Below are 19,399 nucleotides of genomic sequence, written 5' to 3' on the forward strand. Positions count from 1 at the left end.
CGTTGCCGCTGCCCCTCGTCCCACGGGGGTGAGCGGCGTGTTGCCGCTGGCCGCCGACACCAGGGGTGAGCGACGCGTTGCCGCTGCCCCTCGTCCCACGGGGGTGAGCGGCGTGTTGCCGCTGGCCGCCGACCACCAGAGGTGAGCGACGTGTTGCCGCTGGCCGCCGACACCAGGGGTGAGCGACGCGTTGTCGCTGGTCCTCGTCGTCCGGGAGTGGCCGGCCGGCGGCTCGTGGCGGTCCCTCGGACGGTGTCGGCTCGGCTCGGGCGTCATCGGCCGAACCTTTGGGTAGGGATATAAGCCACGCACCACCAGATAACAGTCGGTGGCCCCAATTGCTCGTTGCCGCATCCAAGTTCGACAGGAAGAATTGAGGTCCGCTCCCCGCACGACTCGTCCGTGATCCGGTTGGGCTCCGCTGCGGTGCGCGCTCCCCCGAATCCGACCTCGCCCGCAGTATGGGCGCGTAGCCGAAGGGAGGAACGTGACCTTCGGATTCGCATCGTCCTCGGCGGCCTCGTTGTCGACGTCCACGTCCGCCGCTTCCGCCAGTCGCCTGCTTGAGCCGGCGGAGTGGGCTGCCGCCGGAATCCCGTTGCTGCGCAACCCCCGTGAGGTCGTCAGCGGGCTGCATGCCCGGCATCACCCGAAGCCGCTCACGGCGATCGTGGCGGTGCTCGACCCGGACGAGCGGCTGCGGGCCAGCGCCTCGTTCACACGCCGTCCGGTGCCGGCCGACGGCTGGATGTTCCGCAACGCGCTGCTGGCCCAGCTGCGCCGGGTGATTCCCCATGACCTGCGTCGCCGTACCCCCGTACGGACGGCCGTCCTGCTCTACTGCCGTGAGGGCGAGGGGCGTTGGACCGAAGAGGACGGCGCCTGGATGTGGGGGCTGCGCGATGCCTGCACGCTGCACGGGCTGCGCTGCGGGGCGTACATCACGCTGACCCACGAGGGCTGGCAGGTGCTCGGCGAGGGCCGCGGCGGACGCCGGCCCAACGCGCATTCGGCGCCGGAGCCCTTCGCGATGTCGGAGGCCTCACCGCTCGTGCCACGCACGGGAGGCCCGGTCTCGGAGGTCCTGCGCCGGGCGGCCGCTCGCTGAGCCACTCGGCTCGGACGATGCGACGGTCCGTACCACCGACCGCGCAGCATGACCCGTGCGACCTGCCCGTGCCCGGTGCCCGGCACACCGGCGGGCGCCGCGAGCACCAGTGAGGAGCACAGGCGGGCTCACGTCCTGGATCCGGCGGAACTGCGGATCCGCCTCGGGTGCGCTCCGGGACGACCACCCGTGTGTCCACGGCTACGCCGAGAGGGCACGCTGTCCAGCCCGCGCGCGGTCCGGCGCGGCGACCGGGAACGGGCCCGCGAGGCATAGGCGCCCCGACTCCCCGGCGTCTGCGGCCGAGCGGCCCCGGCCGACGACACGGCCGCAACCCGTCGTCCGGGCACGCCGAAAGCCGCACCGTGCCGATTCCGCCGAGCGGCTCTTCGTCCGCCCGAGCGGCTCTTCGGCACCTCGGTGGGCCCGAGGTGCCGGTCGCCGCTCAGACTCCGGCGCCCAGCACCGAGTTGATCTGCTGCGGGTCACCACAGACGATCAGCAGCGCAGCGGCACGGGCGTGAGCCAGCGGGAGGGCCGTGGCCGCGACGGAGGCGGGGCCTCCGTTGACGGCCACGACGACCACCGGGCGGGACGCGGCGCGGGAGGCGATGGCGGCGTCCGTGTAGAAGACGTCATCACCGGCGTCGTGCTGCGCCCAGTAGGACGCTTCACCGAAGGACAGCTCGTGCTCGGCCCACGGGTGCTGGGCACCAGTGGTGATCACGAGCACGTCGCCGGGGGCGCGGCCGGAATCCAGGAGCAGGTCCACCGCCTCTTCGGCGGCGTCGAGCGCACCCTCGGCCGAAGCCGGGATCAGCTGGATCTGCGGGGCCGCTGTGGCGGCAGCGCCCGGGCCGGAGGGGCCGGGCTTGGCCGGACTCGCGTCACGCGGGGTTCGCTGCACCGGTGGTGTGGGCCGCAGTGGGCCGGGACGACCGGGGCGGGACGGAGCCGCGGGGCGGGGGCCGGGTACGGGACGAGGGGTCGGCGCGGTACGGCCGCTGGCCGGCGTGACGCGGGGACCCTGGGCACTCTCGTGAATCTGAGGCTCCTCGGGAATGAGAGGCATGAGCTGTTATTTATCAAACGTTGGTGCGGCGCGGATGACCGGGGGGCACATCAGTGCGAGCGGAACCGTCAGAAATCGAAGCCGAGCTGACCCTCGATTTCCGGAACGCTTCCGTCCACCCAGCTGCGGACCTTCTTGAGGTGCCGCCACTGGGGCAACGCATCAAGATACGCCCACGACATGCGGTGGTGCGGGGTGGGCCCCCGCTCCTCCAGTGCGGCCTTGTGCACGGGCGACGGATACCCGGCGTTGTCCGCAAATCCGAAGTCTGCATGGTCGATACCCAGTTCGGCCATCATTTTGTCGCGCTGAACCTTGGCGATCACCGACGCCGCCGCGACAGCCACACACGAGCGATCGCCCTTGATCACCGTGCGCACCTTCCACGGAGTGCCGAGGTAATCGTGCTTTCCATCGAGGATCACGGCGTCCGGGCGGACGGGCAGGACTTCCAGGGCGCGGACCGCGGCAAGCCGCAGCGCGGCCGTCATCCCGAGGTGGTCGATCTCCTCGGGGGAAGCATGCCCCAGCGCATAGGCCGTCACCCATGACCGCAGCGTCTCGGCGAGTTCCGTACGGCGCCTGACCGTCAGCAGTTTGGAGTCGGTCAGGCCCTCGGGCGGGCGGCGCAGTCCGGTGATCGCCGCGCAGACCGTGACGGGGCCGGCCCAGGCGCCGCGCCCCACCTCGTCGACACCGGCAATGACCTTCGCTCCGGTCGTGGCGCGCAGGGAGCGCTCGACGGTGTGAGTAGGTGGTTCGTACGGCATGGCGCCCTTAGCGTACGCCGCGGGAATCGCCGCGCGACACCCCGGGCTCCCCCTGGGCGGCGGGAGCGTCGGCGCGGGGGGACAGGCCTGGCGGGACCGCGGCAGCGGGGCTATCAGCCGGTCGATCACGCCTGCGGCAGCCTGATCACTTCATTCGCTTGTGCACATTCCCGATCGGTATCTCGTCATGGCCGGGACGGCGGCGAATACATACCTATGGGGCGGGCCGAAACGAACCTCTGCCCGCTCCGCTCGCAAGGATGTTGATCCCGCAAAGCGGCTCGGCAGTCGACTTCACCACACTTCCGACGATCACCGATCGGGGCATTCCATCAGCACGGGATCACATTCGTGAATGACTGCGCACAACGCGACACCGGGCCACGCGTGCATGACCTGCCGCGCCTGCCGACATGTGGCGAGAAGAGCGGAACGTCATAGTCCCGTAGGCACCCAGTCCGGCAGCGCCTCGGTGCGCCGCTCCCACTCGGCGGGCGGTGCCCCCGCCTTGTCCGCGGCGAGCACGCCGCCCACGATCGCGCAGGTCGTGTCGACGTCCCCGCCGACCTGGGCCGTGGTCCAGAACGCCGTCCTGTAGTCGCCGAGGGCACGCGCGGCGGACCACAGGGCGAAGGGCACCGTGTCATGGGCGGTCGTACGGCGTCCGCAGCCGAGGACGGCCGCGACGGTGGCCGCGTCGCCGTAGTCGAGCATGTCGCGGGCTCTGCGCAGGCCCTGGCCGACGGCGCTCTTCGGTACGAGGGCGATGACGCCGTCGAGGAGGGCCTCGGGCGCGGGCGGCCCGTCCGGCGAGCCGGCCAGTGCCGCCGCCGCGGCCACGGCCATGGCCCCGACCACGGCTTCCCGGTGCTGGTGCGTGGGATAGGCCGAGATCTCCGCCTGGTGGGTCGCCTGCTCGGGATCATCCGCGTACCAAGCGCCCAGGGGTGCGATCCGCATCGCCGCGCCGTTGCCCCAGGAACCCTGGCCGTTGAAGAGCGCGGCGGCCAGCCGGCGCCAGTCCTCGCCCTCCCGGACCAGTCGCAGCAGCCGGTTCACGGCGGGGCCGTAGCCCCGGTCGAAGTCGTGGTGCTCGGCGAAGGAGTGGGCGAGCGCGTCCTGGTCGACCCGGTGGTGGGCGGCGAGGACGGCGACCACGGAGCAGGCCATCTCCGTGTCGTCCGTCCACTGCCACGGGCCTTCCGGCAGATCGCGGCGCTTGAGCAGGGGATAGTTCACGGGAACGAAGAACTGGGAGCCCAGCGCGTCCCCCACGGCCAGTCCGCGCAGGCTCGCCAGGGCGCGCTCGAGGCGCCCGAGGGAAGAGGAGTCAGCGGTCATCGCTCTGCCACTCTAGCCGGTCACCCAGTAGGGAACCGGCTCCCGCCAGCGCTCGAAAGGCCGGTCGAGCCTGTACTTGCCGTCCTCCCCCAGAAGGAGCATCCGCATCTCGGCGTTCCCGGGATTGGACAGGGACTCGAATTCGGCGACCGTCCAGTGGAACCAGCGCATACAGAAGAGCCGCATCGCGAGCCCGTGGGTCACCAGGAGAACGTTCGGCGGGTGGTCGGGGGCCTCGAAGCTGCGGAAGAGGCTCTCCAGGAAGCCGCCGACCCGGTCGTACACGTCGGCACCGGACTCTCCCTGCGGGAACCGGAAGAAGAAGTGGCCGTAGGCGTCGCGGTAGGTCTTCTGGAGGCGCACATCGTCGCGGTCCTGCCAGTTGCCCCAGTCCTGCTCGCGCAGCCGGGGCTCCTCCCGGACACGTATCAGGTCGGGATCGAGGTGGAAGGCGCGGAGCGTCTCGAGGGTACGGCGGTAGGGGGAGACGTACACGCTCACCTGTTCCCGGCCGAAGATCTCCCGGAGCCGCTTGCCCGTCTCCTCGGCCTGCCGCCATCCGCGCTCGGTCAGGGCGAGGGCGTGGTCGGGCTCGCGCTCGTACACGGAGTCGTCGACGTTGCCCGTTGACTCGCCGTGCCGGACAAGGACGATGCGCCGTGGTCGTACCATGCCAAAACCCTAGAGGGAATGAGGGCGGGTCGAGCACCCGTACGGGCTCCATACGGCGTATGTCACACAGTTCCGGCGTCCGGAACCGCTTCCGGCCGGCCGGTACGGCGACATAGGACAGTGCGTTTGCTTGTCCAACCCAGTGCTCTCAGACGGTCCAGGACGGCTCAAGGTCCACGATGTCGCCGGAGAGCGCCGCGACGTCCGCCTCGATCTGGGCACGCAGGGCCAAGCGCTCCACGCGCTCGGTGCGGTACTTGCCGTGCTCGGCCGCGGATCGCCACATCGACAGGATCATGAACTCCTGCTCGGGCGCCTCGGCGAACATGCCGCGGATCATGCCGGGCGAGCCGGCCATCGCGGGGTTCCAGACCTTCTCCTGCATCAGCGTGAAGTGCTCGACGCGCTCCTCGTGGATCCGGCACAGGGCCACGCGGATCAGATCGGTGTCGGTGAAGCGCGGCTCGAACCCCGTCTTCACGTCGAAGCGGTACTCGAACAGCTTGACCTGGGCGTCCTTGAAAGTGCCGGACTGGGCGGCGGCCAGGCGGTCGTGGGAGCGGGCCATGAAGGAGTCGTAGAAGGCACGGCTCTCCCAGAAGGTGAAGACGTGCGCCACCCCCGGCCGCTGCCGGCTCCAGCCTCCGCCCTGCCCCCGAAAACCCGGCTCCCCCGGAAGCCCCGCCCATTTTCGCTGCCCCCGCTCGAAGCCCCGGCGGTCCACCACGGTGCAGCGAATCCACTTGACCAGCACCGCGCCATCGTACGGCCACCGGGCGTGGCGTCGGTCACTCTCCGGCGGAGATCGCCCGCGCGTGCGCTCCCACGCACATGGCACGATGGACAAGGAACCCCGGCCGAAGGGGAGTTGGGGTCGAGCGAGCCGCAGGGGGAAGGGGAAGCCCGGTGACCGGCTTCAACAAGGGAATCCGCAAGGTCGAGGTCTCGCTCAAGTGGGACCCCAGTCCGGGAGGCCGGCCGCCGACCGACCTCGACATCGTCGCCGCGACCTTCGTGGCGGGTGACGCGTACGGGGCTCCGGCCTATCTGGTGCACTTCGACAGCCGTTCGCCGGACGGCACGATCCTCCTCGACCGCGACAGCACGGACGGCAGGGGCTTCGGCTGGGACGAGGTCATGACGCTCGAACTGGAACGCCTCGACGGTCGCTACGCGCGCGTGGTGGTGGGCGTCGTCATCCAGCAACGGTCCGAGCACAAGACGTTCGTCAACGTGCTCAATCCCGCCATGCGCATCCGTGAGGGCTACACCGTGCTCGCGGAGGACGACTTCGGTGCGGTCCTCGGGGCGTCGGCCGCCACGATCGCCGAGTTCGTCCGGGACGACTCCGGCGAGTGGACGTTCCGTCCCGGCGTACACGGCTTCGACGAGGACCCGGCGGCCTTCACCCGGGTCATGGGCAGGCGGCACCGGCCCTGACGTCATCGCTCCACAGCCGTACCGCACGCGTAAGGGGCGCCGGCCATGGCCGGCGCCCCTTACTTCAGCTCACTTCAGGAACAGCGTGTCGTCAGCTGCAGCCGCTGGTCGAGCCGCAGCCCTCGCAGATGTAGCAGGAACCGGCCCGCTGCATCTTCGTACCGCAGGAGAAGCACAGCGGGGCGTCGGCCTGGATGCCCAACTGCATCTCCACCAGCTCGGCACTGGTGTGGGCCTGCTGCGGAGCGGCCTTGGCAGCCCCGGCGTCGGACTTCGGCGTGGCCACGGCCTTCAGCTCCTGGGCGCGCGGGGCCGACTGGGCCAGGCCCTCGACGTCGACCTCGTCCTCGGCCGACTCGTAGGAGCCGGTCTCCAGGTGGCGCTGGCGCTCCTCGGCGGAGTGGATGCCGAGCGCGGAGCGGGTCTCGAAGGGCAGGAAGTCCAGCGCCAGGCGGCGGAAGATGTAGTCGACGATCGACTGCGCCATCCGCACGTCCGGGTCGTCCGTCATGCCGGCCGGCTCGAAGCGCATGTTGGTGAACTTCGAGACGTACGTCTCCAGCGGAACGCCGTACTGCAGACCGACGGAGACGGCGATGGAGAAGGCGTCCATCATGCCCGCGAGGGTCGAGCCCTGCTTGGACATCTTCAGGAAGACCTCGCCGAGACCGTCGTCCGGGTAGGAGTTGGCGGTCATGTAGCCCTCGGCACCGCCGACGGTGAAGGAGGTGGTGATGCCGGGACGTCCCTTGGGCAGGCGCTTGCGGACCGGGCGGTACTCGATGACCTTCTCGACCGTCTCGCGGATGGTCGCCTCGGCCTTCTCGGTGACCTCGGTCTTCTCCTTCTCCTTGGTCTTCGCGGAGAGGGGCTGGCCGACCTTGCAGTTGTCGCGGTAGATCGCGAGCGCCTTGACGCCCAGCTTCCAGGCCTCGAAGTAGATCTCCTCGACCTCCTCGACGGTCGCCGTCTCCGGCATGTTGACCGTCTTGGAGATGGCTCCGGAGATCCACGGCTGGATCGCGGCCATCATGCGGACGTGGCCCATCGGGGAGATGGCGCGCTCGCCCATGGCGCAGTCGAACACCTCGTAGTGCTCGGGCTTCAGGCCGGGGGCGTCGATCACGTTGCCGTGCTCGGCGATGTGGGCGACGATCGCCTCGATCTGCTCCTCCTGGTAGCCCAGGCGGCGCAGGGCCTGCGGGACGGTGCCGTTCACGATCTGCATCGAGCCGCCGCCGACCAGCTTCTTGAACTTCACCAGCGCGAGGTCGGGCTCGACACCGGTGGTGTCGCAGGACATCGCGAGGCCGATGGTGCCGGTCGGCGCGAGGACGGACGCCTGGGAGTTACGGAAACCGTTCTTCTCGCCGAGACGCAGGACGTCCTGCCAGGCCTCCGTGGCCGCGGCCCACACCGGGGTGTCCAGGTCGTCCATGCGGACGGCCGTGCCGTTGGCGTCGGAGTGCTGCTTCATGACGCGCTTGTGGGCGTCGGCGTTACGGGCGTAGCCGTCGTAGGTGCCGACGACGGCGGCCAGTTCGGCGGACCGGCGGTAGGCCGTGCCCGTCATCAGGGAGGTGATGGCGCCGGCCAGGGAACGGCCGCCGTCGGAGTCGTAGGCGTGGCCGGTGGCCATCAGCAGGGCGCCGAGGTTGGCGTAGCCGATGCCGAGCTGGCGGAACGCGCGCGTGTTCTCGCCGATCTTCTCGGTCGGGAAGTCCGCGAAGCAGATCGAGATGTCCATCGCGGTGATGACCAGCTCGACGACCTTCTGGAAGCGATCGGCCTCGAAGGACTGGTTGCCCTTGCCGTCGTCCTTCAGGAACTTCATCAGGTTCAGCGAGGCCAGGTTGCAGGACGTGTTGTCCAGGTGCATGTACTCGCTGCACGGGTTCGACGCGGTGATCCGGCCGGACTCGGGGCAGGTGTGCCAGTTGTTGATGGTGTCGTCGTACTGGATGCCCGGGTCGGCGCAGGCCCAGGCGGCCTCGGCCATCTTGCGGAAGAGCGCCTTGGCGTCGACCTCCTCGATGACCTCGCCGGTCATACGGGCCCGCAGACCGAAGTTGCCACCCTGCTCGACCGCGTTCATGAACTCGTCGTTCACGCGGACCGAGTTGTTGGCGTTCTGGTACTGGACGGACGTGATGTCGTCGCCGCCCAGATCCATGTCGAAGCCCGCGTCGCGCAGCGCGCGGATCTTCTCCTCTTCCTTCACCTTGGTCTCGATGAAGTCCTCGATGTCGGGGTGATCGACGTCGAGCACGACCATCTTGGCGGCACGGCGGGTGGCACCGCCGGACTTGATGGTGCCGGCGGAGGCGTCGGCGCCGCGCATGAAGGAGACCGGACCGGAGGCGTTGCCGCCCGAGGAGAGCAGCTCCTTGGCGGAGCGGATGCGGGAGAGGTTCAGGCCGGCACCGGAGCCGCCCTTGAAGATCATGCCCTCTTCCTTGTACCAGTCGAGGATCGACTCCATGGAGTCGTCGACGGACAGGATGAAGCAGGCGGAGACCTGCTGGGGCTGCTTGGTGCCGACGTTGAACCAGACGGGGCTGTTGAAGCTGAAGATCTGGTGCAGGAGGGCATACGCCAGCTCGTGCTCGAAGATCTCGGCGTCGGCGGGCGAGGCGAAGTACCTGTGGTCCTCACCGGCCTTCCGGTACGTCTTCACGATGCGGTCGATCAGCTGCCTGAGGCTGACCTCGCGCTGCGGAGTGCCCACGGCACCCCGGAAGTACTTGCTGGTGACGATGTTGACCGCGTTCACCGACCAGAAGTCGGGGAACTCGACGCCACGCTGCTCGAAGTTGACCGAGCCGTCGCGCCAGTTGGTCATGACGACGTCACGGCGCTCCCAGCTCACCTCGTCGTACGGGTGTACGCCGGGGGTGGTGTGGACGCGCTCGATGTGCAGCCCCTTGTTTCCCGTCTTGCCGCCCTTGGCTCGGGAACCTCGTGCCGGACCGCTCGCCGTCTCTGTCATGCCGCCTCCCTGTACGGGCAAAAACGCCCCGAAGTACCCGGTTTGTTCCCTTGGGTACGTGTTTGTGTCGTGCGTTGCGGGCATCCTCAGCCGCCGCCCGCAACAGGTCTTTGTTCGCCGCCTTCCGGCCGGAAGCCGGGTCTCCTCCCGGTTTCCGGCCCGCCGGTCAGTCGGCGGCGTGGGCGGGTTCGGGAACCTGAACGGTCCCGCCGGACCCGCGGTCGTCTTCCTGGCTCCCCGCTCCCGCGCCTTCCTGGTCCAGGGCGGGGTCCCGTGTGGCCTCCCTCAGCTCCGCGATGGCGGCCTCGAAGTCATCGAGCGAGTCGAACGCCCGGTAGACGGAGGCGAACCGCAGATAGGCGACGAGGTCGAGCTCCTGCAGCGGGCCGAGTATGGCCAGGCCCACGTCGTGGGTGGTCAGCTCGGCGCTTCCGGTGGCGCGCACCGCCTCCTCGACCCGCTGGCCGAGCTGGGCGAGCGCGTCCTCGGTGACAGGCCGTCCCTGGCATGCCTTGCGCACACCGTTGATGACCTTGGTGCGACTGAACGGCTCCGTGACTCCGGACCGCTTCACCACCATGAGCGAGCACGTCTCCACGGTCGTGAAACGACGGGAGCAGTCAGGGCACTGGCGGCGCCTGCGGATGGACGTGCCGTCGTCGGTCGTACGACTGTCGACCACGCGGCTGTCGGGGTGCCTGCAGAAGGGGCAGTGCATGTTCTCCAACCCTCCTCACAGCAGACTCGTCGGCCTCGCCGGACCCATGGGCCTCGCGAAGCAGCCCTAAGCATAGGCGATCGAGAAGCCGACTCCGACCGGGGGGACCACAACTTGTGGGCCGCTGTAGCCATCCAACCACTACATGTGGGGATTGGGTCATACATAGTGGCGGACACGCGTGTCGCGACGCGGCGGCGGCCGTGGATCCCCGCGGCCACCAGGGCGGACTCGCGGGGGCGGAGCTGTGCCGCTGCGGCACTCGCGGGGATACGGTGGTCGCCACGCGCCGGATGCGTGGCGCTACCGCACGGAGACGCCCCCGGACCCCGGAGTGCAGGGTTCCGGATGGCAGACTGGGGACACAGCTCACGAGGCGTGCAACCACAGCGGTGAAGAGTACAACAATGGCCACTTTTGTCCGCCGAGTGTCGCGTGAGCCATACACCCAGACACGTGATCACGTCACGCGAAACGCACTTTTTCACTCGAACGTGTGTTTGGCGCAACCTTTCGAAAGCAACTACCGTTGTGCAGCAGGGAGACCATCGAGAGGGGCCGCCGTGACCACCACCGCAGACAGTGCCACCATCACCGCCCAGGACCGCTCCCAGGGCCGAGTCGAGCCGGTGCACGCGATGAACGAAGCCACGAATCCCGAGGGACACAAGCGTTCCCTACCGGGCCGACCTCCAGGCATCCGGGCCGACAGCTCGGGGCTCACCGACCGGCAGCGCCGGGTGATCGAGGTCATCAGGGACTCGGTACAGCGGCGCGGTTACCCGCCGTCGATGCGGGAGATCGGCCAGGCCGTCGGCCTGTCCAGCACGTCCTCCGTCGCCCACCAGCTGATGGCGCTGGAGCGCAAGGGCTTCCTGCGCCGCGACCCGCACCGCCCGCGCGCGTACGAGGTGCGCGGATCGGACCAGGCCGTCACCGTGCAGCCCACGGACACCGCCGGCAAGCCCGCCGCGTCCTACGTGCCGCTGGTCGGCCGTATCGCCGCCGGTGGCCCGATCCTCGCGGAGGAGTCCGTCGAGGACGTCTTTCCCCTCCCCCGCCAGCTCGTCGGTGACGGCGAACTGTTCGTCCTCAAGGTCGTCGGCGACTCCATGATCGAGGCGGCGATCTGCGACGGCGACTGGGTCACCGTGCGCCGGCAGCCGGTCGCCGAGAACGGCGACATCGTGGCCGCCATGCTCGACGGCGAAGCCACCGTCAAGCGCTTCAAGCGCGAGGACGGCCATGTGTGGCTCCTCCCGCACAACGCGGCCTACGAGCCGATCCCCGGCGACGACGCAACCATCCTCGGCAAGGTCGTCGCCGTGCTGCGGCGCGTGTGACGGCTGCGGCGGGCGAGTCGGCGGACTCGCTCCCTGACCGGGCCCCGGAACCCCTGCGCCGGTTCCGGGGCCCTGCGCATGTCCGGAGGCGCCGTGAGGGCAGCGGCCTGTCCGGAGGCGCCGTGAGGGCAGCGGCCCTCGGGGGTCCTGACCGGTGCTCCGGTCAGGACCCCGTTTCACTCCGTCTCCGCCTGCTGCGCCGCCGCGTCGATGGCCGCCAGCGACTTACGGACCTGGTTACGGTCCGTGGTGTACCAGAAGTCCGGCAGTGACGCTTTGAGGTAGCTGCCGTAGCGCGCTGTGGCCAGCCGCTGATCCAGTACGGCCACGACGCCCCGGTCACCGGACGCCCGGACGAGACGGCCGGCGCCCTGTGCCATCAGCAGGGCCGCGTGGGTGGCGGCCACCGCCATGAAGCCGTTGCCGCCTGCATCCTCCACCGCCTTCTGGCGTGCGCTCATCAGCGGGTCGTCGGGACGCGGGAACGGGATCTTGTCCATCACGACCAGCTGACAGCTGGGGCCCGGGACGTCGACGCCCTGCCACAGCGACAGGGTGCCGAAGAGACACGTCTTCGGGTCGGCCGCGAAGTTCTTGATCAGTTCGCCGAGTGTCTCCTCGCCCTGGAGCAGGATCGGGAACTCGGGGATGCGGGAGCGCAGCTCCTCCGCCGCGAGCTGGGCGGCCCGCATGGACGAGAAGAGGCCGAGAGTGCGACCGCCGGCCGCCTGGATCAGCTCGGTCAGCTCGTCCAGCATGTCGGCCCGGTCACCGTCCCGCGCGGGGCGCGCCAGATGCTTGGCGACGTAAAGGATGCCCTGCTTGGGATAGTCGAAGGGCGAGCCCACGTCGACGCCCTTCCAGTTCGGCAGGTCCTCGCCCTCCGCGCCTTCCGGACCGAGCCCCAGGGAGGCTCCGACGCCGTTGAAGTCACCGCCCAGCTTGAGCGTGGCCGAGGTGAGGACGACGGACCGGTCGGCGAAGAGCTTCTCCCTGAGCAGGCCGGAGACCGACATGGGGGCGACCCGGAGGGACGCGCCGAAGCGCTCGTGCCGCTCGTACCAGACGACGTCCCACTCGGAGCCGTTCAGCACCCGCTCCGCCACGTCGTGCACGGTCTCCACCGAGGCCAGCGCCTGCTTGCGCACCGCGTCCTCGTCCTGAACCGACTTGTCGCGCGTCGCGCCGATCGCGGAGATCACCGTGCGGGCGGCGTCCCGCAGCGCCATCAGGGCGTAGCCGAGATCCTCCGGGATCTCCTCCAGGCGGCCGGGCAGCGCGAGTTCCATGAGCCGCTCGAAGCCCTCGGCGGCGGTCTGGAGCTGGTCGGCGGCCTTCTCGTTGACGAGCTTGGCGGCACGGCGCACGGCGCGGTTGACCTGGCCGGGCGTGAGTTCGCCGGTGGCGACACCGGTCACACGGGAGACGAGCTCGTGCGCCTCGTCGACGATCAGCACCTCGTGCTGCGGCAGCACGGGGGCGCCGTCGATGGCGTCGATGGCCAGCAGGGCGTGATTGGTGACCACCACCTCAGCGAGCTTGGCACGCTCACGGGCCATCTCCGCGAAGCAGTCGGCTCCGTACGCACACTTCGACGCGCCCAGGCACTCCCGCGACGACACCGACACCTGGGCCCAGGCGCGGTCCGAGACGCCGGGAGTGAGATCGTCCCGGTCGCCGTCCTCGGTCTCCTCCGACCAGTCCCGCAGCCTCAGCAGGTCCTGGCCCAGTTTGCTGGTGGGCGCGGCTGCCTCGAACTGATCGAAGAGCCCGTCCTCCTCGTCCTGCGGCATTCCCTCGTGCAGGCGGTGCAGGCACAGATAGTTCGACCGGCCCTTGAGCATCGCGAACTCCGGGCGGCGGCGCAGCAGCGGATGCAGTGCGTCGACCGTGCGCGGCAGGTCCCGCTCCACGAGCTGGCGCTGCAGTGCCAGTGTGGCCGTCGCGACGACCACCCTTTCTCCCTGCGCGAGCGCGGGCACGAGATAGCCCAGCGACTTACCGGTGCCGGTGCCGGCCTGGACCAGCAGGTGGGATCCGTCGTCGATCGCCTCGGCGACCGCTTCGGCCATGGTCACCTGGCCGGGGCGCTCCGTGCCGCCGACGGCGGAGACGGCGGCATGCAGGAGTTCGGAGAGGGAGGGCTTCGTCATAGCCTGACCACCCTACGGCCCTGCACTGACAAACGGGGCCTCACAGCCGGGGCGGGGGGCGGGATCACGGCCGGGCTCCTGGGGGTGATGGGTTGGGCTGCTGGGGGTGGCGGTTGGCCTGGTGGGAGTGTGAGGGGTCGGGCTGGTGGGAGTGATGGGTTGGGCACACCCGCTGGGGCCTGGCGGCGAACTTTCTTCTCCGGGCCGGGAACACCGCCGACCCGCCATTCGTATCTCATGGTGAGCGCCCGAACACACGGCGCTACAGGACATCGCGCAGGACTCGGTCCCGGATCATGAGGGCCGCCCGCTTGCCGGGCAGGTCGATCTCGGCCGCGAACCGGAAGCCGGCGCTCAGGAAGGCGGCGATGGAGGGGGTGTTACGGAGATCGGGTTCCGCCACTACACGTGCGCAGGCGGGACGCCGGTCAAGGATCAGGTCGGCCACGGCGCGGAGCAGGGTGGATCCCGTCCCCCGCCCGCGGTCGGTGGACTCACCGACGAGGAGATGGATACCGGTGTCGTGCGGCCGGGCCGGGTAGTGGCGGGCCAGCGGATCCAGGTCCGCGCGGTAGATCTCCCAGTAGCTCATCGGAGTGCCGTCGAGTACGCCCACACACGGCGCGCAGCGCCCGTCGCCGTGGAACTGGGCCCGCAGATGCTCCTCCGTCCGCTTCCGGGATCCGGCCAGTTCCCAGAAGTCCGCGACGGCGGGGTCGTTCATCCAGCGGTGGACGAGCGGCAGATCCTGATCGATGCGCACAGGTACCAGCTCGAAGGAGCCGACGGGGGTGGCGACCGGACCCCATGAGGCGAGTCGGCCGAGCTGGCCGGCCGTCGCCCCGGCGCGGAGGGCGAGGAACCCGGCCGGCAGTTGCAGGTCCAGCGTGTCCTCGCTGTCCGGGTCGTCGTCCTCGGCGGTGAACCGGCCGAACGGAGAGTGCCGGGCATCCGCGTTGTCCGCTCGGGGGCCGGTGCTGTCCTGGCGGGCGGAGGCGGGACCGGTTCCGGCGGTCGCGTCGGTGGGAGGCACGGTGCGCTCCTCTCGGGAAACGAGGTGGGTCGTGTTCCTCGATGTGCGGGAAGACGGTGCGGCTCGCGCAAGGCGAAGGCCGCGCAGGTGGTGCGCGGAGGTATGGGGCTCAGGAGTGGAGGGGGTTGGCGATGGTGACGTAGACGGACTGGGTGTCGACCGGGCCGACGAGTTCGTCGAGGCCGTGCAGCCGGGTGAGCAGGTTGGCCTTGCAGCGCAGCACCGGCGAGTCGAGCAGCTGGCCGGGCAGGGGGGTGCGCAGTGGGGCGGGGCCTGAGGCCATGGTGGTCAGGAAACGGCGGAAGGCCGCGAGGAGCAGTCGCTCGTCGCCGAGACGCTGGGAGCCGAAGGCGCCGATCAGGCCGAAGACGTTGTTGACGGCGAGGTAGTAGGCGAAGCGTTCGTCGGTGACCTCGTCCCGGACGAAGGTGCCGCTGCGCTCGCCGATGCCGGGCAGCCGGGCGGCCAGTTCGGCCCGCCGGGACTCGCGGAAGTAGTAGCCCTGGTTGTCACGGTAGCGGCCGCCTGCGGGCCAGCCGTCGCCGTCCAGCAGGAGCAGCGTGTTCTGCTGGTGGGCTTCGAGGGCGATGCCGGCCTCACTGTCCAGCCAGAGCACGGGCCGGACGACATGCTCCAGGTAGCGCAGGAACCACTCCGCCGCGACGGCGCCGACGGGCCGGCCGGTGCGTGCGGCCAGGCGCGCCAGGAGCTGTGCCAGACGCGACCGCATCGGCCAGGTGCCATGCCGTGATGGAACGCCAACCGACGGTACGGCGCGGGGTCGGGGGCGGGGTGAGACCAGTCCGGCGACGCAGCCGACGTCGTCGGCCGGGGTGAACGGATTGTGCCGGATCATCACGTCGAGTCCCGGCACCGGCCGGCCGTCCGGGCCGTCGACGGCGAGCCAGGCCGGGTCGCGGATGGCGTCGAAGCCGGGGTGTACCGCCTGCCACTGCTTGGCGAGACCGGTGCGCAGCAGTCGGTGCACCTCGACTCCGCGGTGGAGTTCCTTGCGCAGGTTCTCCCGGCGGGAGTTGGTGATGCACAGGGCCAGCGAGAGCTTGAGCATCGCCGGGGCACCGGACCGGTGGACGGTTCGTACGGAGGAGGTGGGATGCCAGGGGGTGCCGAGGGGGCCGAGGTCGCGCAGGAGCCCGGAGTCGAGCAGTGCGGCGACGGATGCCCGGTGCCGTACCTCGCGTGCCTGCCAGGGGTGCAGTGGGAGGGCGGTGTAGCCGTCGGGCAGTGGCAGGTCGGTTCCGGCGAGACGTCGGACGAGGTCGGCGGCGGGTACAGGTCGGCCGCGTTCGGTCCAGGCCGAGTCGGTCGCGAGAAGAGAGGGGGCGACAGCGAGCCAGTGCAGGGGGAAGGAGCCGCGCGACTCAGGTGAGTACCTGGCGGCTTCGGTCTCGGTCAGGCCTTCCCGGCTCTTCGGGGTCGGGTGCAGCGGGTGCCCGAGGAGGAGCGCCTGTTCGGCGCTGAGGAAGAGGTCGGGGGTGTCGGCAGGGTGTTGGCGCCGGTCGCGGATGAAGTCCGCGGTGCGGCGGACGGAGTCGGCCACCCTGGCGACGAGATCACCGCGGTCGCCGAGGCCGGGGCCGGTGCCGCTGCCGGGGCTGGTGCCGGAGCTGGAGCCGGAGCCGGAGCCGTTGTCGTCGGCGAGGCCGGGGTCGGTGCCGGTGCCGTCCGCGGAGGCGGGGCCGGAGCCGGTGCAGCCGGCGGGACCGGGGACGGTGTCGTCGGGACCGGGGTCGGCGCCGTTGTCAGGACGTGAACCGGTCTTGCGGTCGGGACTGCGGTCGGGACCGGTGCCAGTGCCGGGGGCAGGGTCAGCTCCGGAGGCGGAGGCGGAGCCGGAATTGTGGCTGAAGCCGGAGTTGTGGCCGGAGTTGTGGTCGGTACGGCCGCCTGGGCTGGGGACGGTGCCGTCGTCGGGGGCGGAGGTGGTGGGGGCCGGAACATGTGGGGTACTGGACGGCCCGCCGGGCGACTCCCTGACGAACAGTGCCGCGAGGGTGACGGCATCGACGGGCGGCGCGGTGTCGGGTGCGTAGGCGAGGCGCGGCGGGCCGAAGCGGTGCCAGCCCGTCGGTGACCAGTACCGGACCGGCGCGAGCAGGGCGGTCCCGCTGGCCGGCAGGGGGATACGGAGGCTCGCGGCCGTAGGAGCGGTGAGGCCGGTCTCGCGGGCCCAGCACCGCAGGAGGTTCTCGACAGCGGCGGCCTGGGCCGCGGCACGCGGATCCGGGGCCTCCAGTGGGTCGGCCTCATGTGCTGTCCGTGGGATGGGACCCACCTCCCGCTTCTTCTGCTGCGGGACCGAGTCGGTGAGCGGTACAGCAGAGGGCGGGGTGCCGGAGTCTCCTTGGTCGTCGGGGGCGCCGGAACGGCCGTCGGGGGTGGGCGTGGCGTTCATGACGGCTCCTCTGGGGCTGGAGTGAGGTGGCGCGGGCTCGTTTCCGTCGCCCGCTCGGCCGCCCTTGCCCGGGGCCGTGGCTGCCGGGGCGGCGGCACGGCCGGGTCGGCCGGAAGCGGGGTGCGGAAGGGGTGTGCACGGGATGTCTGTGAGGTGGGAACGGGGTGACGGTATGAAGGCGTACGCCCTGGTGGGAGGCCGGATGAGGCACGCGGGGTGTTCAGCCCGCGCGTTGGGCGGGGTCGGGGTGGCGTTGTGGGTGTGGGCCATGGGACTTGTGGTGGCGGGCCGCCGCGTCGATCGCGTCGGCCAGGCGGTCGAGGACCGCCGTCGCCTGCTCGTCGCTGATCGTCAAGGGCGGCAGCAGCCGGATCACGGACGCGTGTCGGCCGCCCAGTTCGACGATCAGCCCGCGCCGGAGACACTCCTGCTGTACCGCGGCGGCGAGTCGGGGCGCGGCCGGGAGCGGTGTGCGGCCGGTCTCCGGCCAGGTCGGCGCGGCACCATGGTCACCGGGACTGCCGGGACCCCCGAGCGCACTGGATGCGGTGGCCCCACCGGGACTGCCGGACCCACCGGGACTGCCGGAGCCTCCAAGTCCACGTGCAACGCCGGGGCCACCGGGGTCACCGCAGGCGCCGAGGCCGCCGGGGCCACCGCTGCCGCCGAGGCCATCAGGGGCGACGAAGGCGTCGACGTGCGTGGGGCCGTCGGTAACGGCGCGAGCGTCGGCGGTGGCTTGGACGGGTTCCGGGTCCACCAGTTCGATCCCGATCATCAGCCCGCGTCCTCGCACGTCTCCCACGCAGTCGTACCCGCGGGCCAGTTCCGCGAGTTGGGCCAGCATGCGGGAGCCGAGGGCGCCGGCTCGCTCGGCGAGGGCGTTCTCGCGGACGTAGGCGAGGGTGGCGGTGCCCGCGGCCATGGCGAGCTGGTTGCCGCGGAAGGTGCCGGCGTGGGCGCCGGGTTGCCAGGTGTCGAGGTCGTCGCGGTAGACGATCACGGCCAGCGGGAGGCTGCCGCCGATGGCCTTGGACAGCACCATGACATCGGGGGTGATGCCACTGTGGTCGACGGCCCAGAAGGCGCCCGTGCGGCCGACTCCGGTCTGGACCTCGTCGGCGATCAGCGGGATGGAGCGGTCCGCCGTGAGCCGTCGCATGCGGCGCAGCCAGTCGTCCGGTGCGGGGATCACCCCGCCCTCGCCCTGGACGGGTTCGAGGATCATGCCGGCCGGCAGTGGTACGCCGGACTTGGGATCGTCCAGCAGGGACTCGGTCCAGCGGGCGGCGAGTTCGGCGCCGGACGGCCCGCCGATACCGAAGGGGCAGCGGTAGTCCTGCGGATAGGGCAGGCGGGTGACCTGGACGTCGTGGGCGCCGCCGGAGGCGGCGAGGGCGCCGGCGGTCATGCCGTGGTAGGCGCCGGTGAAGGCGAGGATGCCGGTGCGGCCGGTGGCGGCCCGGACCAGTTTGAGGGCGGCCTCGACGGCGTCGGTGCCGGCCGGTCCGCAGAACTGGACGCGGGCACGGTCGGCGAGGCCGGGCGGGAGGGTGCGGAACAGCTCCGTGGTGAAGGCGTCCTTGACAGGGGTCGCGAGGTCCAGGACGGAGAGGGGGGCGCCGGAGTCGAGGACCCCGCGGATGGCTTCCAGCACGACCGGGTGGTTGTGGCCGAGGGCGAGGGTGCCGGCGCCGGAGAGACAGTCCAGGTAACGGCGGCCGTCGGCGCCCTCGATGGTGAGCCCCCGCGCCCGCACCGGAACGATGGGCAGTGCGCGGGCGTACGTGCGCGCCGAGGACTCACGCGCCGACTGGCGCCTCAGGATCCCCTCGTGCACGGCCGGCACTTCCCCGGGTGTGCCTTCAGCCATCGACTCCGTAGCGGCCACGGCGTGCTGTCCTCCCCGCTGCTCAAAGGCGAGTTGATCCTCGGGGACCGGACACAGGCAGCAGGCCCCACCGGCTACAACCGCGGACCGTTCGGGCGGTTACGGGTCGCCCTGAGATCCATGGCGGGACGACGTGGGTGACGCCGCACCTCGTCCTGGCGAGCGGCGGGTGCGGCGGTGTCCGTCATGGGGCGCGGGGCGTGCTGGCGGGCGGCTGGTTCCGTGGACCGGCTCCCGGGTGTGACGGTGCCCATCGCGGACCCGCGCGTCGTCCGGGCGGGCGGCCCGGCCCGGACCGGACCGGACCGGACCGGACCGGCTGACGCCACGGCAGCCCATGGGAGATCACGCCCTGTTCGGACAGCCTGTGACGGAACCGTTGCCGTCCCGTCAGAACTCCCCCCCGGCGACCGCATAGTGTGTGATGCCGTTCCCAGAAGGTCGTGGGACCGG

General features: G+C 70.8%; 14 protein-coding genes. 3 read left to right on the top strand and 11 right to left on the bottom strand.

The features are described from left to right. Positions 1 to 487 precede the first annotated feature (487 nt). Positions 488 to 1,108: a hypothetical protein gene (locus AB0B40_RS18935; RefSeq protein WP_362264588.1), complete on the top strand. Its 621-nt coding sequence runs from the start codon at positions 488 to 490 to the stop codon at positions 1,106 to 1,108. Between the two features lie 445 nt (positions 1,109 to 1,553). Here AB0B40_RS18935 and AB0B40_RS18940 read toward each other — a convergent pair whose 3' ends face one another. The 5 genes from AB0B40_RS18940 to AB0B40_RS18960 all read right to left on the bottom strand — a co-directional run bounded on the left by AB0B40_RS18940 (position 1,554) and on the right by AB0B40_RS18960 (position 5,717). Continuing rightward, positions 1,554 to 2,180 (bottom strand): hypothetical protein, encoded by a 627-nt coding sequence (locus tag AB0B40_RS18940; RefSeq protein WP_345052250.1) that lies wholly within the window; start codon positions 2,178 to 2,180, stop codon positions 1,554 to 1,556. Positions 2,181 to 2,248: 68 nt separating this feature from the next. After that, positions 2,249 to 2,950 (bottom strand): ribonuclease HII, encoded by a 702-nt coding sequence (locus AB0B40_RS18945; protein ID WP_345052299.1) that lies wholly within the window; start codon positions 2,948 to 2,950, stop codon positions 2,249 to 2,251. Positions 2,951 to 3,385: 435 nt separating this feature from the next. Next, on the bottom strand, positions 3,386 to 4,291 hold the full coding sequence (locus AB0B40_RS18950) for an ADP-ribosylglycohydrolase family protein (RefSeq protein ID WP_362264590.1): 906 nt from the start codon (positions 4,289 to 4,291) through the stop codon (positions 3,386 to 3,388). Positions 4,292 to 4,303: 12 nt separating this feature from the next. Next, a complete protein-coding gene (locus tag AB0B40_RS18955; protein WP_345052255.1) occupies positions 4,304 to 4,963 on the bottom strand; it encodes a histidine phosphatase family protein in 660 nt (219 codons plus the stop codon). A gap of 148 nt (positions 4,964 to 5,111) precedes the next feature. Next, entirely contained in the window at positions 5,112 to 5,717 is a 606-nt protein-coding gene (locus tag AB0B40_RS18960) for a YdbC family protein (RefSeq protein ID WP_345052257.1), read from the bottom strand. A 152-nt stretch (positions 5,718 to 5,869) separates the two neighbouring features. On the opposite strand from AB0B40_RS18960, the gene AB0B40_RS18965 reads away from it, so the two are divergent. Continuing rightward, positions 5,870 to 6,403: a TerD family protein gene (locus AB0B40_RS18965; RefSeq protein ID WP_345052259.1), complete on the top strand. Its 534-nt coding sequence runs from the start codon at positions 5,870 to 5,872 to the stop codon at positions 6,401 to 6,403. Positions 6,404 to 6,494: 91 nt separating this feature from the next. Here the strand turns inward: AB0B40_RS18965 and AB0B40_RS18970 are convergent, their stop codons facing one another. After that, positions 6,495 to 9,392 carry a vitamin B12-dependent ribonucleotide reductase gene (locus AB0B40_RS18970; protein ID WP_345052262.1) on the bottom strand — a complete coding sequence of 966 codons (2,898 nt, stop codon included), beginning with the start codon at positions 9,390 to 9,392 and terminating at the stop codon, positions 6,495 to 6,497. Positions 9,393 to 9,558: 166 nt separating this feature from the next. Then, positions 9,559 to 10,110 carry a transcriptional regulator NrdR gene (gene nrdR, locus AB0B40_RS18975; RefSeq protein WP_345052264.1) on the bottom strand — a complete coding sequence of 184 codons (552 nt, stop codon included), beginning with the start codon at positions 10,108 to 10,110 and terminating at the stop codon, positions 9,559 to 9,561. Between the two features lie 563 nt (positions 10,111 to 10,673). Between nrdR and lexA the strand changes: the two genes are divergently transcribed. Beyond that, a complete protein-coding gene (gene lexA, locus AB0B40_RS18980; RefSeq protein WP_030750750.1) occupies positions 10,674 to 11,453 on the top strand; it encodes a transcriptional repressor LexA in 780 nt (259 codons plus the stop codon). 176 nt (positions 11,454 to 11,629) lie between these two features. Here lexA and AB0B40_RS18985 read toward each other — a convergent pair whose 3' ends face one another. The 4 genes from AB0B40_RS18985 to AB0B40_RS19000 form a co-directional block, all read right to left on the bottom strand. After that, positions 11,630 to 13,606 carry an ATP-dependent DNA helicase gene (locus tag AB0B40_RS18985; RefSeq protein ID WP_345052268.1) on the bottom strand — a complete coding sequence of 659 codons (1,977 nt, stop codon included), beginning with the start codon at positions 13,604 to 13,606 and terminating at the stop codon, positions 11,630 to 11,632. Between the two features lie 262 nt (positions 13,607 to 13,868). Beyond that, entirely contained in the window at positions 13,869 to 14,639 is a 771-nt protein-coding gene (locus tag AB0B40_RS18990; RefSeq protein WP_345052270.1) for a GNAT family N-acetyltransferase, read from the bottom strand. Between the two features lie 109 nt (positions 14,640 to 14,748). After that, the gene (locus AB0B40_RS18995; RefSeq protein WP_362264594.1) at positions 14,749 to 17,055 is read right to left on the bottom strand and encodes an IucA/IucC family protein; all 2,307 of its coding nucleotides are present in this window, start codon (positions 17,053 to 17,055) and stop codon (positions 14,749 to 14,751) included. A 220-nt stretch (positions 17,056 to 17,275) separates the two neighbouring features. Further along, positions 17,276 to 18,928, bottom strand: coding sequence for a diaminobutyrate--2-oxoglutarate transaminase family protein (locus AB0B40_RS19000; RefSeq protein ID WP_362264596.1), 1,653 nt, complete (start codon positions 18,926 to 18,928; stop codon positions 17,276 to 17,278). Between the last annotated feature and the right edge of the window lie 471 nt (positions 18,929 to 19,399).

The sequence above is a fragment of the Streptomyces sp. NPDC042638 genome (genome assembly GCF_040647235.1).
GTDB lineage: Bacteria > Actinomycetota > Actinomycetes > Streptomycetales > Streptomycetaceae > Streptomyces > Streptomyces rameus.

Excerpts from the sequence above, each read along its gene's own strand:
- AB0B40_RS18940 (WP_345052250.1), bottom strand. The coding sequence starts at position 2,180 with ATGCCTCTCATTCCCGAGGAGCCTCAGATTCACGAGAGTGCCCAGGGT.
- AB0B40_RS18945 (WP_345052299.1), bottom strand. The coding sequence starts at position 2,950 with ATGCCGTACGAACCACCTACTCACACCGTCGAGCGCTCCCTGCGCGCC.
- AB0B40_RS18950 (WP_362264590.1), bottom strand. The coding sequence starts at position 4,291 with ATGACCGCTGACTCCTCTTCCCTCGGGCGCCTCGAGCGCGCCCTGGCG.
- AB0B40_RS18955 (WP_345052255.1), bottom strand. The coding sequence starts at position 4,963 with ATGGTACGACCACGGCGCATCGTCCTTGTCCGGCACGGCGAGTCAACG.
- AB0B40_RS18970 (WP_345052262.1), bottom strand. The coding sequence starts at position 9,392 with ATGACAGAGACGGCGAGCGGTCCGGCACGAGGTTCCCGAGCCAAGGGC.
- nrdR (WP_345052264.1), bottom strand. The coding sequence starts at position 10,110 with ATGCACTGCCCCTTCTGCAGGCACCCCGACAGCCGCGTGGTCGACAGT.
- AB0B40_RS18985 (WP_345052268.1), bottom strand. The coding sequence starts at position 13,606 with ATGACGAAGCCCTCCCTCTCCGAACTCCTGCATGCCGCCGTCTCCGCC.
- AB0B40_RS18995 (WP_362264594.1), bottom strand. The coding sequence starts at position 17,055 with ATGAACGCCACGCCCACCCCCGACGGCCGTTCCGGCGCCCCCGACGAC.
- AB0B40_RS19000 (WP_362264596.1), bottom strand. The coding sequence starts at position 18,928 with ATGGCTGAAGGCACACCCGGGGAAGTGCCGGCCGTGCACGAGGGGATC.